13 protein-coding genes are annotated in these 13,384 nt (G+C 72.1%); 10 read left to right on the forward strand and 3 right to left on the reverse strand.

Annotated elements, in window-relative coordinates; all coding sequences use genetic code 11:
• Positions 1–145: 145 nt before the first annotated feature.
• Both ABD817_RS15785 and ABD817_RS15790 read right to left on the reverse strand, forming a co-directional pair.
• Positions 146–289: a hypothetical protein gene (locus ABD817_RS15785; protein WP_344918656.1), complete on the reverse strand. Its 144-nt coding sequence runs from the start codon at positions 287–289 to the stop codon at positions 146–148.
• A 142-nt stretch (positions 290–431) separates the two neighbouring features.
• Positions 432–851 carry a GlcG/HbpS family heme-binding protein gene (locus ABD817_RS15790; RefSeq protein WP_344918657.1) on the reverse strand — a complete coding sequence of 140 codons (420 nt, stop codon included), beginning with the start codon at positions 849–851 and terminating at the stop codon, positions 432–434.
• 305 nt (positions 852–1,156) lie between these two features.
• On the opposite strand from ABD817_RS15790, the gene ABD817_RS15795 reads away from it, so the two are divergent.
• Both ABD817_RS15795 and ABD817_RS15800 read left to right on the forward strand, forming a co-directional pair.
• Complete coding sequence (locus ABD817_RS15795; protein WP_344918658.1) at positions 1,157–2,023, forward strand: class I SAM-dependent methyltransferase; 867 nt, start codon at positions 1,157–1,159, stop codon at positions 2,021–2,023.
• A 109-nt stretch (positions 2,024–2,132) separates the two neighbouring features.
• Positions 2,133–3,134 (forward strand): phosphotransferase enzyme family protein, encoded by a 1,002-nt coding sequence (locus ABD817_RS15800; protein ID WP_344918659.1) that lies wholly within the window; start codon positions 2,133–2,135, stop codon positions 3,132–3,134.
• A 341-nt stretch (positions 3,135–3,475) separates the two neighbouring features.
• On the opposite strand, the gene ABD817_RS15805 is transcribed toward ABD817_RS15800, so the two are convergent.
• Positions 3,476–5,314: a tetratricopeptide repeat protein gene (locus ABD817_RS15805; RefSeq protein WP_344918660.1), complete on the reverse strand. Its 1,839-nt coding sequence runs from the start codon at positions 5,312–5,314 to the stop codon at positions 3,476–3,478.
• Between the two features lie 503 nt (positions 5,315–5,817).
• Here ABD817_RS15805 and ABD817_RS15810 point away from each other — a divergent pair.
• From ABD817_RS15810 to ABD817_RS15845, 8 genes are all read left to right on the forward strand, one after another.
• Positions 5,818–6,744 carry a Ppx/GppA phosphatase family protein gene (locus ABD817_RS15810; RefSeq protein ID WP_344918661.1) on the forward strand — a complete coding sequence of 309 codons (927 nt, stop codon included), beginning with the start codon at positions 5,818–5,820 and terminating at the stop codon, positions 6,742–6,744.
• Positions 6,745–6,787: 43 nt separating this feature from the next.
• On the forward strand, positions 6,788–7,606 hold the full coding sequence (locus ABD817_RS15815; RefSeq protein ID WP_344918662.1) for a DUF1206 domain-containing protein: 819 nt from the start codon (positions 6,788–6,790) through the stop codon (positions 7,604–7,606).
• Between the two features lie 164 nt (positions 7,607–7,770).
• Positions 7,771–8,211 carry an ATP-binding protein gene (locus tag ABD817_RS15820; protein ID WP_344918663.1) on the forward strand — a complete coding sequence of 147 codons (441 nt, stop codon included), beginning with the start codon at positions 7,771–7,773 and terminating at the stop codon, positions 8,209–8,211.
• Positions 8,212–8,226: 15 nt separating this feature from the next.
• Positions 8,227–9,033: an STM4013/SEN3800 family hydrolase gene (locus tag ABD817_RS15825; RefSeq protein WP_344918665.1), complete on the forward strand. Its 807-nt coding sequence runs from the start codon at positions 8,227–8,229 to the stop codon at positions 9,031–9,033.
• Positions 9,030–10,316, forward strand: a complete 1,287-nt coding sequence (locus tag ABD817_RS15830; RefSeq protein ID WP_344918666.1) for an STM4012 family radical SAM protein — start codon at positions 9,030–9,032, stop codon at positions 10,314–10,316. The genes ABD817_RS15825 and ABD817_RS15830 overlap by 4 nt, the downstream gene beginning before the upstream one ends.
• Before the next feature lie 34 nt (positions 10,317–10,350).
• Entirely contained in the window at positions 10,351–11,319 is a 969-nt protein-coding gene (locus ABD817_RS15835; RefSeq protein WP_344918667.1) for an STM4011 family radical SAM protein, read from the forward strand.
• Positions 11,320–11,513: 194 nt separating this feature from the next.
• Complete coding sequence (locus tag ABD817_RS15840; RefSeq protein WP_344918668.1) at positions 11,514–12,464, forward strand: ATP-binding cassette domain-containing protein; 951 nt, start codon at positions 11,514–11,516, stop codon at positions 12,462–12,464.
• Entirely contained in the window at positions 12,461–13,270 is an 810-nt protein-coding gene (locus tag ABD817_RS15845; RefSeq protein ID WP_344918669.1) for an ABC transporter permease, read from the forward strand. The genes ABD817_RS15840 and ABD817_RS15845 overlap by 4 nt, the downstream gene beginning before the upstream one ends.
• Positions 13,271–13,384: the final 114 nt, after the last annotated feature.

Consider the following 13,384-nt stretch of genomic DNA (forward strand, 5'->3'; position numbering starts at 1 on the left):
GAGGCCGGTGTGCCGGTGAGTCCTCTCCGGCCGGGTCACGGGCGCGACGCCCCTCGGCCGGGACCTCGGCGCGCCGGGGCGCGCGCGCCGGTGACTCGAAGGGCCGCTCGCGGGCGGCCGCGCCCCGGTGGCCGGAGGATGTCGCCTAGCCGTTGACGAGGGACGTCTCCGACAGCGTGAGCAGGAACGCCCCCGCGGCGAGCAGCGCGATCGGCCAGGACCGGCTGATGGCGGACCAGATCGTGGCGGCCAGGAAACAGACCAGGGCGAGCAGCACGAGAACGTCCACGAGAATCCTCCAAGGGGTCATCCCCAGACGATCATCGTCGGGGCAAGCCCTCACTGCCCCGCGTCCAGCGGAGGTAACACGCGACCCTCCTGTTTCACAGGAGGACGATTTTCACTCGCCCTCTTTTTGCCGATATATCCGTCTATGCACCTTCCCAGACGGCCGCGGCGGCCTCGGCGCAGGCGATGTCCTGGGAAACGGTGCCGCCGCTGACACCGACCGCGCCCACCACCCGGCTCGCCCCGCTCGCCCCGCGCCCGCCGCCGGACTCCCCGAGCGGCACACCACCGCCGGAGCACACGTACCGGTCACCGGCCAGGCCGTACAGCTCGCCCCCCGGCAGGACCAGCGGCGCGAGGTCGGCGGTCGCCATGCGGTGGGCCACCGCGGTGTAGGCCTTGCCGGGGGCGAGGACGGGCCCGGTGATCCGCGCGCCGTCCATCCGCTGGAACGCGACCAGGTGCCCGCCCGCGTCGACCACGGCGACCGAGATGAGGGCGCCCTCCCGCCCGGCCTGCCGCACCGCGGCCTCACACATGCGCAGCGCGAGCTCCAGGTTCACCGGTCTTCCCACCCTTTCGAAACCGTCCCTCTCGAAACCGTCTCCTTCGAAACCGTCCCTGGGGTCGTCGGCGTGGGCGGCCGGGTGCGCGTGCGCCGCTCGGGTGCTGCGAGGTGTCATAACGATGCGACGCCCGCGCGGCCCCTCCGGAGGACCGGCGCGAGCCGGGACCGTCGTCCCGCGAGGGAAGTGGCACCGCGAGGCGACATTCCGACGGTCATCGCCAAGAGTGATGTCGTCGTCGCTCCGGGCTACGATCTCGTCTGGCGGGATCGTCGAGGTGCCGTCCCGACGTGGGGAGAGGCATGCACAGTCACAACCGCGCGAGCGTCGTTCACCAGATCAGGTACGCCCTCGGCCATCCCGGGCGGATCCCCCGGCACCTGAGACGGCTGACCAGGGACGCGTGGCTGCGTCTGGGCAACCGCGGCCACGTCGCCTACTACCGGGCCGTCATGAGGTCCGACACCGCGCGCAACCCGCGAGGGGCCGTGGGCAGCAGGTCGTACCGGCGCTGGACCGCCCTGGGGAAGATGCAGTTCGACTATCTGGTGCGGCACGGGCTGAGGCCCGAGCACCGCATGCTGGAGATCGGTTGCGGCAACCTGCGGGCCGGGCGCCTGTTCATCGGCTACCTCGACCCCGGAAACTACTACGGCATCGACATCTCCCCGGACATCCTGATCGCCGCCCAGGAGACCCTGGTCACCTACGGCCTGCGCGACAGGTTCCCCCACCTCCTGCCGGTCGGTGACCTGCGCTTCACCGCCCTGCCCGACCAGGCGTTCGACGTCGTCCACGCCCACAGTGTCTTCTCCCACTCCCCGCTCCCCGTGATCGAGGAGTGCCTGTGGAGCGTCGGCCGGATCGTGCGGCCGGGAGGCTGGTTCGACTTCACCTTCGACCGCACCGAGGGCAGGGAGCACCACGTCCTGCGCGAGGACTTCTACTACCGTGCCGAGACCCTGCTCGACCTGGCCGCCGACTGCGGGCTCCGGGCGACCCTCATGGACGACTGGGAGCGGCTTCCGCACCGGCAGTCCAAGATCCGCATCACCTTCCCCGGGCCGGGGACCCCCGGGGAGCAGGCCGTACGGGAGCTCGACCGGCGCGGCGAGGTCGTACGAGACCCCGCGCGACCCGGCGCCGCGCGCGACCCCGCCCTGTCCTGAGCGGGGAGTCGGGGAGATCCCGGCCGCGAGGCCGGGCGGGCGGCGCCGGATCCCGCGCGGGAATCTCGGATAGGATCTGGCGCCTCTCGCGACCGATCTGGAGGAGCCGATGCGGGCCCACGACCTGTCCGCCGGGGGCGACGTGCTGGCCCGCGTGCACGACGTGGCCCGCGCGGCGACGCGGATCCACGGCCTGCCCGACGCCGAGGTCACCCTGATCAACGTCTCCGAGAACGCCACCTACCGGGTGGACGACCCGGCCACGGGGGCGCGGTCCATCCTGCGGGTGCACCGGCTCGGCTACCACTCCACCCCGGCGATCCTGTCCGAGCTGGCCTGGCTGGAGGCGCTCCGCGAGCAGGCCGGGATCCGCACCCCCCGGGTGATCCCGGCTCCCGGCGGCTCCCGGGTGCTGACCGTCCCCGGCCCCGAGCCGCGCGACTGCGTGATGTTCGAGTTCCTGCCCGGGGCCGAGCCGTCCCAGGACGACCCGGTGCCCGGCTTCGAGCGGCTCGGCGCCCTCACGGCGCGGATGCACCGCCACGCGCGCGGGTGGTCCCCGCCCGAGGGGTTCACCCGCTTCCACTGGGACCACGAGGCCGCTCTCGGCGCCGAGTCGCGGTGGGGCCGCTGGCAGGACGGCCTGGGGATGGACGCCGAGGCGCGGGCCGTGCTGGGGCGGCTGGACAAGGAGCTGCGCGAGCGGCTCCACCGCTTCGGCCGAGGTCCCGGACGCTACGGCCTGATCCACGCCGACCTGCGCGCCGCCAACCTCCTCGTGGAGGGCGAGGACCCGCCCGGCGTCATCGACTTCGACGACTGCGGCTTCGGCTGGCACCTCTACGACCTGGCCGCGGCGGTCAGCTTCGTCGAGCACCACCCCGAGGTCCCCGGGCTGCTCGACGCGTGGGCGCGGGGCTACCGCACCGTCCTGGACCTCCCGGCCGTGGACGAGGCCGAGATCTGGACGTTCGTCCTGTTCCGCCGCCTGCTGCTGGTCGCCTGGATCGGCACCCACACCGGCGCCGACATCGCCGCGGAACTCGGCTCCGGCTACACCGAGGGCACCTGCGAGCTGGCCGAACGCTATCTCGGCGGCTCGCTCCGCTGACCCTGCTTGCCGGGTGCCCTCAGCTGTTCGCCGCCCGCCGCCCGTCACTCTCCGTGCCACCCGTCCCACGCGGGCGCGACATTCGCGTACGGGATGTCCGGCGGCGTGGCACGCGGTGACCGCGCATCGGGAAATCGCTCCTACCCGCCCTCGATCCCGGGGATAACCGGAGGGCGAATACGAAACGGCACGCGCGCATCACCGTGTGTATGACGAATATTCGGATAACGAGATTTTCCCGGACGGGTACCCCGCATTACCGAGCGTGACTTTCCCGATCCCGGATCCGAATCCGGAATGTTTTCCCGCGCCTTCGCCGCGCTTCGGCCGGGGCCGTACGGTCAGGACTTCAGCTCGCGCCTGATGTCCTCGTCGTCCGGGGCGAGTGCCAGCGCGTGGGTGAGATCGGCGACCGCCTCCCCGTCGCGTCCGGCGGCGCGCAGCGCCATCGCCCGGTTGAACAGCAGGGCGGGGTCCTCCCCGGCGTCGAGGGCCCGGGTGAAGTCCGCGACGGCGCCCTCGGGATCGCCGGTCTCGAACGCGAGCAGCCCCCGGTTCGCCCAGGCCGCCGCCAGCGAGGGGGCGAGCTCCAAAGCCCGGTCGAAGGCGGTGCGCGCCCTGCCGTAGTGGCCCTCGGCGGTCTCCACCTGGCCCAGCGCGCACAGCAGGTACGGGTTGGCGGGATCGATGGCCAGCCCGCTCTCCGCGTCAGCCCTGGCCGAGGCGTACTCGCCGAGCGCGGCCAGCAGCCCCGCCCGGTTGGCCAGGCCGTCCACGAACTCCGGGTCCAGCTCCAGCGCGTGGTCCAGGTCGGCGAGCGCGCCCCGGTGGTCACCCGCGGAGAAGCGGATCTCGGCCCGGTTGTAGTAGGGCTCGGGGAAGGGCGGGCCGACCCGTGTGGCCGTCTCGTAGTCGGCGACCGCCGCGTCCATCCGGCCCAGCCGGTGCAGCAGGTTGCCCCGGTCGATGTAGTAGTCGGGATAGCCGGGGTCGGCCGCGATCACCGCGTCCAGGTCCTCCAGCGCCTCCTCGGGGCGGCCCAGCATCACGGCGAGCTGCGCCCTGTTGGCCAGCAGCACCAGCCGGTGGATCGGGTGCTCGCCGGGCCGCAGGTCGCGGTCGGCGAGGGCGACGGCCTCCTGGACCAGCTCCAGCGCCTTGGCGGGACGGTCTCGCCGCACCTCCACCAGCGCCCGGCCGTTGAGGTCGAATCCCAGCTTGAACGCCCGCTCGCGCGGGTCGGGCAGCAGCGAGGAGATGGCGATCGCCTGGTTCACCAGCGCCAGCGCGGCCTCGGGGTCGCGCCGGGCCCGGTCGCGGTGGCGGACCTTCAGCATCCCGGTGGCGTAGGCGGCCGAGGCGTGGACGACGGGGGAGACGCTCTCGCGCCTGGCCAGGTCGAACAGGGCCTCCGAGTCGTCCTCGCGGCCCAGCGCGGCCAGCGCGGTCGCGGTGCTGTGCAGGAGCCGCCACCACGTTCCGGGGTCGTCGCCGGGGTCGGCGAGGCGCAGGGCGCGCTCGCCGAGATCCACCACGGCGTCGTGGTAGCCCTCGTCCAGGCACCACTGCACCGCGAACAGGAACGCCTCCACCGCCTTCGACGGGTCGCCGCCGCGCTCGCGGTGGTACGGGATCGCTCCAAGTCGCGCGCCGACCGTGCCCTCCCGCTCCAGCTCGTCGGCGAGGGCGTCGTGCCGTCCGGCGCCGAGCGTCTCCTCGGGGGCGCTCCGCTCGCGGGTCACCACGGTCAGCAGCTCTCCGGGGACACGGCGTCGCAGCACCGTCAGGAGCTCCAGATCGGTGGGGTCGGCCAGGTCGGCGTTCTCGACGACGAGCGTGCGGGGGCCGGTTTCGGACAGGTGCTCACGGACGAACTCGGCCAGGCCGTTAGCCAGGCGCAGCGTGCGACGCGGCGCGTGCACCAGGATACGTTCCGCACTGGGCAGGGTCGCGGCCACCGACCGGCGCCGGGCGGGGATCAGGTCGCGCAGGTCGGGTGCGACGGCGCGCAGCTCGATGTCGTAGCGGGCGACGAGCTCGGGCCGGGCCGTGGGCAGCAGGGCGGAGACGATCGCGCCCCCGGCGGTGTACGGCCCGCGCAGGCGCCGGTCCGCGTCCACCGCGGGCAGCGGTGGTGCGGGAAGAGAGGGGCTTTCCTGCGGGTGCGATCCCCGGCTCACCGGACTCCTTTAACTCGATTAGCCGATATTTGATGATATGGCGCTGCCGGGCAGCCGGCGCCCATCGCTGGACGCCGGTTCTGCGATTCTGTCTCAGCCGACGTGCTTAGGGCTGGCGGTGCCACTGAGTGCGATGGTGCCAGGCTTGTGAACAATGACGCGCTTCATTATCAGCCTTCCTCGCGAATAAGAACAAATTGCAAGTATTCGCAGCAGTCGCCCATACTGACAAGATCTATTTCTTATCGTGGCCGGATCCGGACAAGCCTCTGGACAGGCGCCGCGCGGTGGTGTTGGCCGAACCGCGGTGCCCCGCCCGCGAGGGGCGGTGCGGATCACGCCGCCTTTCCGGCCCCCGGTGCCCCTGGGCGCCGCGCGAGGGAGTGATCCCGTGGCGCCCGGCCGCGTGGGACGGCGTGCCCTGCGACGGCGGCGGATACGCGGTGGGCGTCCACCCGCGGACCCCGGGCTGACGGGGCTCGCGGGAGTAGTAACTTCATCCCATGCGACTGGGCGTTCTCGACATCGGTTCCAACACGGTCCATCTGCTGGTGATGGACGCGCACCGGGGAGCCAGGCCGCTGCCAGCGTACTCCCACAAGGAGGACCTGAGGCTCTCCGAGCACATGGACGAGGGCGATCGCCTGTCCGCGCGGGGCGCCGCGCGGCTGCGGGGATTCGTCGAGGAGGCGCTGCGGCTCGCCGAGGACAAGGGCGTCGAGGACCTCATGGCCTTCGCGACGTCCGCGGTCAGGGAGTCGGTGAACGGCGAGGAGGTCCTCGCCGGGATCAGGGCCGACACGCAGGTCGACATCGAGGTGCTGTCCGGCCAGGACGAGGCGATACTGACGTTCCTGGCCGTGCGCCGCTGGTTCGGGTGGTCGTCCGGGCGGCTGCTGGTGCTGGACATCGGCGGGGGGTCGCTGGAGATCGCCACGGGCATCGACGAGCAGCCCGACGCGGCGGTGTCGCTCCCGCTGGGGGCGGGCCGGCTCACCCGCGACTGCTTCACCGCCGACCCGCCGCCCGCCGACGAGGTACGGGCGCTGCGCAGGCACGTACGGGCCGAGATCGCCCGCACGGTGGGCAACGTGTCCCGGTACGGCCAGGCCGACCACGCGGTGGCGACGTCCAAGACGTTCCGGCAGCTCGCCAGGATCGCCGGGGCGGCGCCCTCGAACGAGGGGCAGTCCGTGCGCCGGGTGCTCAGGCACGCGGACCTGGTCGAGTGGACCGAGCGGCTGAACAGGATGAACACGAGGGAGCGGGCCGCGCTGCCCGGCGTCTCCGAGGCACGTGCGCCGCAGCTGCCGGCCGGGGCGATCGTCGCCGACGCCGCGATGGACCTGTTCGGGGTGACCCAGCTGGAGGTGTGCCCCTGGGCGCTGCGCGAGGGAGTGATCCTGCGACGGCTGGACGCGATGCCCTGATGTTGAGGTTTACCAGGGCGTTCACCGGTAAGAGCGGGTAGTCATGAACAGCCCTCAGGCTCACGTGGAAGGTGCCGCTCGCAGAGCGGCCAACAGTCAGACGCTCGACAGGCTGGCGCGAGTCGGCTTGGCCTGCCGGGGTGTCCTCTACGGTTTGATCGGATTCCTCGCCCTGCAGATCGCCTTCGGCGGCGGAAGCGGTGGCAAGGAGGCCGACAAGACCGGCGCGATCGAGATGGTGGCCGAGCAGCCGTTCGGCACGTTCCTGCTCTGGCTCATGGTCGTCGGGTTCGTCGCGCTGGTCGTCTGGCAGCTGTCGGAGGCCATCATGGGCCGTGGACAGACCAAGGACCGGGTGGAGTCGGGCGCGCGGGTGGCGGTCTACGCGCTGATCGTGGCCACCCTGCTCGGCGTGCTGCTGCGCGGCGACTCCGGTGCCTCGATGGACAGCCAGTCGAAGGACATCACGGCCATGCTGATGGACCTGCCCCTCGGGCAGTTCATCGTGGGCCTGGTGGGCCTGGGCCTGATCGGCCTGGGCGCCTACTGGATCCGCCAGGGCTGGAAGAAGGAGTTCCTCAAGGACCTGCGCACCGGCGAGATGTCCGCGAGGTCGCGTCAGCTGGCCGAGAAGTTCGGCATGGCGGGATACATCGCCCGCGGTGTGATCGCCGCGGTCGCCGGTGTCTTCGTCATCCAGGCCGCGGTCACCTACGACCCCGACAAGGCCAAGGGCATCGACTCGACGCTGCGTTCACTGGCCGAGACCCCGGCCGGTCCGTGGCTGCTCGGCGTCGTCGCGATCGGTCTGCTGCTGTTCGCGGTCTACTGTTTCTTCGAGGCTCGCTGGCACCGCGTGTGACGGAAGGAACCGCACGGTACGCCAGGTGCGGACACGCAGGTGAAAGGCCCTTTGGCAAGCCCTACCTGTCTATCCGGTAAGTGATCGCATTCCTACTTTTCCGCGACATCTTCCCCGCCGAGCTCCGCGTCTTCCCACCAGTGAAACGGTATCGGAGGGGGCGTATGGACGTGTCGGAGTACGACGGCGACGAATGGGTTCTTCGCCTGCCGGGGTCCCCGGACCAGGTGGTCAGAGCCCGCCGCCTGGTCTCGATGACCCTGGGGCGAGACCACCCCCTCCATGACGACTGCGTCCTGCTGACCAGTGAGATCGCCACCAACGCGGTGATCCACTCCAGGTCGGGGGACGGCGGGGCGTTCACCGTCACGGTGGCCTACTCGGCGACCGGTGTGCGCGTCTCCGTCCAGGACGAGGGTTCCTCAGAGGCCCCCTGCGTGTGCCGTGCTTCGGCCGACGCGACAGGGGGCCGAGGACTGCCCCTGCTGGAGGCGCTGTCCCACCGCTGGGGCATGGTCAGGGAGGCGGGCTCCAACAAGGTCTGGTTCGAGCTGGTGCTGGAGATGGCGGGAATGCGCGCGGGCAGCCTGGCCGGCGCCCGCTGAGTCCTGGGGCACGGCATGAGAGACATGGGCGCGATCATCGGTACGCACGACGTGCTGCTGCTCACCCTCGACACCCTGCGCTACGACGTCGCGGCCGAGCTGCTGGCGCGGGGACGGCTCCCCACGCTCGCGGGCGTGCTGCCGGGCGGCGAGTGGGAGCGGCGGCACTCGCCGGGCAGCTTCACCTACGCCGCGCACGCGGCGATCCTGGCCGGTTTCCTGCCCACCCCGGCGGGCCCCGGCCCGCATCCCCGGCTGTTCGCCGCCGCCTTCCCCGGCAGCGAGACCACCACCGAAGGCACCTGGGTCTTCGACGCCGCCGACCTGCCGGGCGGGCTGGCCGGGGCGGGCTACCACACGGTGTGCGTCGGCGGCGTCGGGTTCTTCAACAAGCTGACACCACTGGGCACGGCGCTGCCCTCGCTGTTCGCCGAGTCGCACTGGCGGCCGGAGTTCGGCGTCACCTCGCCGACCTCGTTCGAGGAACAGATCGGGTGCGCCGAGCGGTCGGTCCGCGACCGTACGGAGCCGGTGTTCCTGCTCGTCAACGTGTCGGCACTGCATCAGCCGAACCACTTCTACCTGCCCGGGGCGTCCGGCGACACCCACGCGACGCACGCCGCCGCCCTCGAATACGTCGACCGGCACCTCGGCCGTCTCTTCGCGCTGATGAGCGCGCGACGGCCATGCCTGGTCATCGTCTGCTCCGACCACGGCACCGCGTACGGTGAGGATGGGTATGTCGGTCACCGCCTCGGCCACGAGGTGGTGTGGACGGTTCCCTACGGAGAGTTCGTCCTCCAGCCGGGAGAGTGGTCGTGAGACCTTACGAAGGGTACGTCTACGCCTATCCGCACAAGACGGCCTACCGCCCGCTCGACCCTCGGCCCCCGCTGCGCGAGGTCTGGGCGAAGGAGCGCACCGACGCGCTCTCCCTCTACCTGCACGTGCCCTTCTGCGAGATGCGGTGCGGCTTCTGCAACCTGTTCACCAGGACCGGCGCCCCCGCGGAGCTGGTGACCTCCTACCTTGACGCGCTCGGGCGCCAGGCGGAGGCCGTGCGGCGGGCGCTGCCGGACGGCGCGCGGTTCGTCACCACGGCGATCGGCGGTGGCACCCCCACCTACCTGGAGGCGGCCGAGCTGGCCAGGCTGCTCGACCTGGCCGAGCGGACCATGGGGGCCGACTTCTCCGCCACCCCGCTCGGGATCGAGACCTCTCCGGCGACCGCCACGCCCGACCGTCTCGCCGTGCTCGCCGAACGCGGCACCACCCGCGTCTCGATCGGGGTGCAGAGCTTCGTCGACGCCGAGGCCAGGGCCGCCCTGCGACCGCAGCGCCGCGCCGAGGTCGAGACCGCGCTGACCGCCATCCGCGAGGCCGCGTTCCGCACGCTCAACATCGACCTGATCTACGGCATCGACGGCCAGACCCCGGACACCTGGCGCCACTCCCTCGACGCCACCCTCGCCTGGCGCCCGGAGGAGATCTACCTCTACCCGCTCTACGTCCGGCCGCTCACCGGGCTGGGCGTCCTCGGCCGCGACTGGGACGACCAGCGGCTCGGCCTCTACCACCAGGGCCGTGACCACCTCCTGGCCGCCGGGTACGAACAGGTGTCCATGCGGATGTTCCGGCTGCCCGGCACGGAGTCGGACGGCGAGTACTCCTGCCAGAGTGACGGCATGGTCGGTCTCGGCTGCGGCGCCCGTTCCTACACGTCGCGGTTGCACTACTCCTTCGAGTACGCCGTGGGGGTGCGACACGTGCGCGCGATCATCGACGACTTCGTCCGGCTGCCGCGCGCCGCGTTCGGCGTCGCCAACGTCGGTTTCGCGCTCGACGACCTCGAACAGCGCCGGCGCCATCTCATCCAGTCCCTGCTGCGGGCCGAAGGGCTCGACAGGGCCGCCTACCGGACGCGTTTCGGCGGCGACGTCCTCGACGACTTCGCCCTCGACGCGTTCGCGGAGCGCGGCTGGGTGACGGACGACTCCACCCGCGTACGGCTGACACCCGAGGGGCTCGCCCGTTCCGACGCCGTCGGGCCCGCCCTGTTCTCCAGCCGGGCCCGCGACCTGATGGACTCCTATGATCTCCGCTGATCCTCCGGCCGGGCCCGCGACCTCATGGACTCCCATGATCTTCGCTGATTTTCCGGCCGGGCCGGTGACCGGCTCCGGGCGGGCGCCGCTGTCGATCTGGGACATCACCCCGCGGCACGTGGAGGCGTCCCCGGAGGGCGACGTCCCGAGGCCCGAGGAGCTGACCATCCTCTACCGGGGCCCGCTGGCCAGTTGCGACTACGACTGCGCGTACTGCCCCTTCGCCAAGCGGCGCGAGGGCCCGGACCGGCTGCGTGCCGACCGGGAGGCGCTGGCCCGCTTCACCGGCTGGGTCGCGGCGCGCGACTTCCCCGTCTCGGTGCTGTTCACGCCGTGGGGCGAGGGGCTCGTCAGATCGTGGTACCGCACCGCGATGGTGGAACTGAGCCACCTGGCCCACGTACGCAGGGTGGCCATCCAGACCAACCTGAGCACCCGGCTGGGATGGCTCGCCGAAGCCGACCTGGACACGCTCGCCCTCTGGGCCACCTACCACCCGGGCCAGGTGACGCACGACCGGTTCCTGACCCGATGCCGGGAGCTGCTCGCCCACGGGGTGCGCTTCAGCGTCGGCGTGGTCGGCCTCCCCGAGCACGCCGAGCCGGCCAGGCGACTGCGGGAAGAGCTCCCCGACGACGTGTACCTGTGGGTCAACGCCGCCGAGGGACGTGCCTACACCGAGCGGGAGGCGGCCGTCTGGACCGGGATCGACCCGCTGTTCGGCTACAGCAGGAGGCCGCACCACAGCCTCGGACTGCCCTGCCGTACCGGCCATAGCGTGGTGTCGGTCGACGGCGAGGGCACGGTGCGGCGGTGTCACTTCGTCGCGCGGCCGATCGGCAACCTCTACGACGGGTCGGCCCTGCGCGCGCTCGCCCCACGCCCGTGCCCGCTTCCCGTGTGCGACTGCCACATCGGATATGTGCATCTCGAATCGCTCGACCTCTACCACGTCTTCGAGGGCGGCCTGCTCGAACGCATCCCGGCCCGCTGGCCGCACTGACCAGGTCCGTCTTCGCGGTTCGCACCGCTCGACGGGCGGGCGTGTCCCCGATCACCGTCGCGGTTCGGAACGCGACGACCACGCCTTGTGAAGGGGCCGCGCACGGAGCGTCGCGTCGCGGGTGACAGCGATATGTGCGCCGTCTGACAGCGGCCCGGGGGAGTGTGCACAGGTCACCACCATTGGAGGAACCAGTGCTTCACGCTTTCGAGGCCGAAGGGCTCGTCAAACGCTTCGGCGGGACCACCGCGCTCGCCGGGATCGACCTGGCCGCCCGGCCGGGCACCGTGCTCGGGGTCCTCGGGCCCAACGGGGCCGGAAAGACCACCGCCGTGCGCGTCCTGGCCACGCTGCTGCGCCCCGACGAGGGCAGCGCCCGCGTCGGCGGGCTCGACGTCGTACGGGACGCCGCCAGGGTCCGCCGGTTGATCGGGCTGACCGGCCAGTACGCCTCGGTCGACGAGGATCTCACCGGCACCGAGAACCTCGTCCTGATCGGGCAGCTGCTCGACCTGCGCAGGGCCGAGGCCGGGGCTCGCGCGGCCCGGCTGCTGGAGGAGTTCGGCCTCGCGGACGCCGCGGGGCGCCCGGCCAAGACGTACTCCGGGGGGATGCGCCGCCGCCTCGACCTGGCCGCCAGCCTCGTCGGGCGTCCCGACGTCATCTACCTCGACGAGCCGACGACCGGGCTCGACCCGGCCAAGCGCGAGGACGTGTGGAACATCGTCCGCTCCCTCGTCGCCGGCGGCGTCACCGTGCTGCTCACCACGCAGTACCTGGAGGAGGCCGACGCCCTCGCCGACGACATCTCGGTCGTCGACCACGGCAGGGTCATCGCGCACGGCACCCCTGCCGAGCTGAAGCGCGTCGTCGGCGGGCAGACGATCATGGTGAGACCCGCGGACCAGGCCCGGCTCGCCGACGCCGCCGCCATCGTCGGCGCGGTCGCCGGGCGGGCCCCGGAGTCGCCCAGCCGGGGCGTGCTGACCGTGCCGGTCGACGGCGACACGGCCTTCACCGAGGTGGTGCGACGGCTGGACCGCGAGGGCGTCGGCGTGACCGAGCTCTCCCTGCGCCTGCCCAGCCTCGACGAGGTCTTCTTCACCCTGACCGGACGCCACACCGCCGAGGAGAGCGCGGCATGACCCTCACCGACAGCCCCGCCCTGACCACCGCGCGCACCGCCGAGCGGCCCTTCGCCCTGCTGCGGCACAGCCTCGCCCTGGCCAGGCGCAGCGTGGTCAAGACACTCCGCACCCCCGAGCAACTGCTCGACGTGACACTCCAGCCGGTCATCTTCGTCGTGGTGTACGTCTACCTGCTCGGCGGCGCGGTGGCGGGCTCCACCGAGGAGTACCTGCGGTTCCTGCTACCGGCGATCATGGTGCAGACGGTGATGTTCGCGGGGATGGCCACCGGCGTCAACCTCAACACCGACATCGACAAGGGCGTCTTCGACCGGTTCCGCAGCCTGCCGATCGGCCGCTCCGCCCCGCTGATCGGCTCGGTGCTCGGCGACCTCATCCGCTACGTGCTGGCGATCGTCGTCCTGCTCGGGTTCGGCCACCTGCTGGGTTTCCGCGTCCAGACCGACCCGCTGTCGGCGCTGGCCGCGTGCCTGCTCACGATCGTGTTCGCCTTCTGCGCGAGCTGGGGGTTCGTGCTGCTCGGCATGCTCATGCGGAGCCCGGGGGCGGTGCAGGGCGCCTCGTTCCTCGTGCTGTTCCCGCTGACCTTCGGCACCAGCATGGTCACCCCGCTGGAGACGCTGCCCGGCTGGCTGCAGGCGTGGGTGAGGGTCAATCCCGTCGCGGGCATGATGGACGCGGCGCGCGGCCTGATGCTGGGCGGGCCCGTGGCGGGGCCGGTCCTCAGGACGCTGCTGTGGTCGGCCGGTCTCCTCGCGGTGCTCGCGCCGCTGGCGGTCCGCGCCTACCGCCGCCGCGCCTGAGGGCCCGCGCCGGGGGAGCACCGCTCGCGGTCCCGGCCCGGCGGCCGGGGGCCCGCCGCCGCACTCGCCGGTCCGCACTCGACGGTCCGTGCCCGACGGGTCCGCGCCCGCCGT

Origin of the sequence: Streptosporangium oxazolinicum (assembly GCF_039537505.1) — a bacterium.
Lineage (GTDB): Bacteria > Actinomycetota > Actinomycetes > Streptosporangiales > Streptosporangiaceae > Streptosporangium > Streptosporangium oxazolinicum.

What these genes read in the sequence shown, in the direction of transcription:
- ABD817_RS15795 (WP_344918658.1), top strand. Translation starts at nt 1,157, where the DNA reads ATGCACAGTCACAACCGCGCGAGCGTCGTTCACCAGATCAGGTACGCC.
- ABD817_RS15800 (WP_344918659.1), top strand. Translation starts at nt 2,133, where the DNA reads ATGCGGGCCCACGACCTGTCCGCCGGGGGCGACGTGCTGGCCCGCGTG.
- ABD817_RS15810 (WP_344918661.1), top strand. Translation starts at nt 5,818, where the DNA reads ATGCGACTGGGCGTTCTCGACATCGGTTCCAACACGGTCCATCTGCTG.
- ABD817_RS15815 (WP_344918662.1), top strand. Translation starts at nt 6,788, where the DNA reads ATGAACAGCCCTCAGGCTCACGTGGAAGGTGCCGCTCGCAGAGCGGCC.
- ABD817_RS15820 (WP_344918663.1), top strand. Translation starts at nt 7,771, where the DNA reads ATGGACGTGTCGGAGTACGACGGCGACGAATGGGTTCTTCGCCTGCCG.
- ABD817_RS15825 (WP_344918665.1), top strand. Translation starts at nt 8,227, where the DNA reads ATGAGAGACATGGGCGCGATCATCGGTACGCACGACGTGCTGCTGCTC.
- ABD817_RS15835 (WP_344918667.1), top strand. Translation starts at nt 10,351, where the DNA reads ATGATCTTCGCTGATTTTCCGGCCGGGCCGGTGACCGGCTCCGGGCGG.
- ABD817_RS15845 (WP_344918669.1), top strand. Translation starts at nt 12,461, where the DNA reads ATGACCCTCACCGACAGCCCCGCCCTGACCACCGCGCGCACCGCCGAG.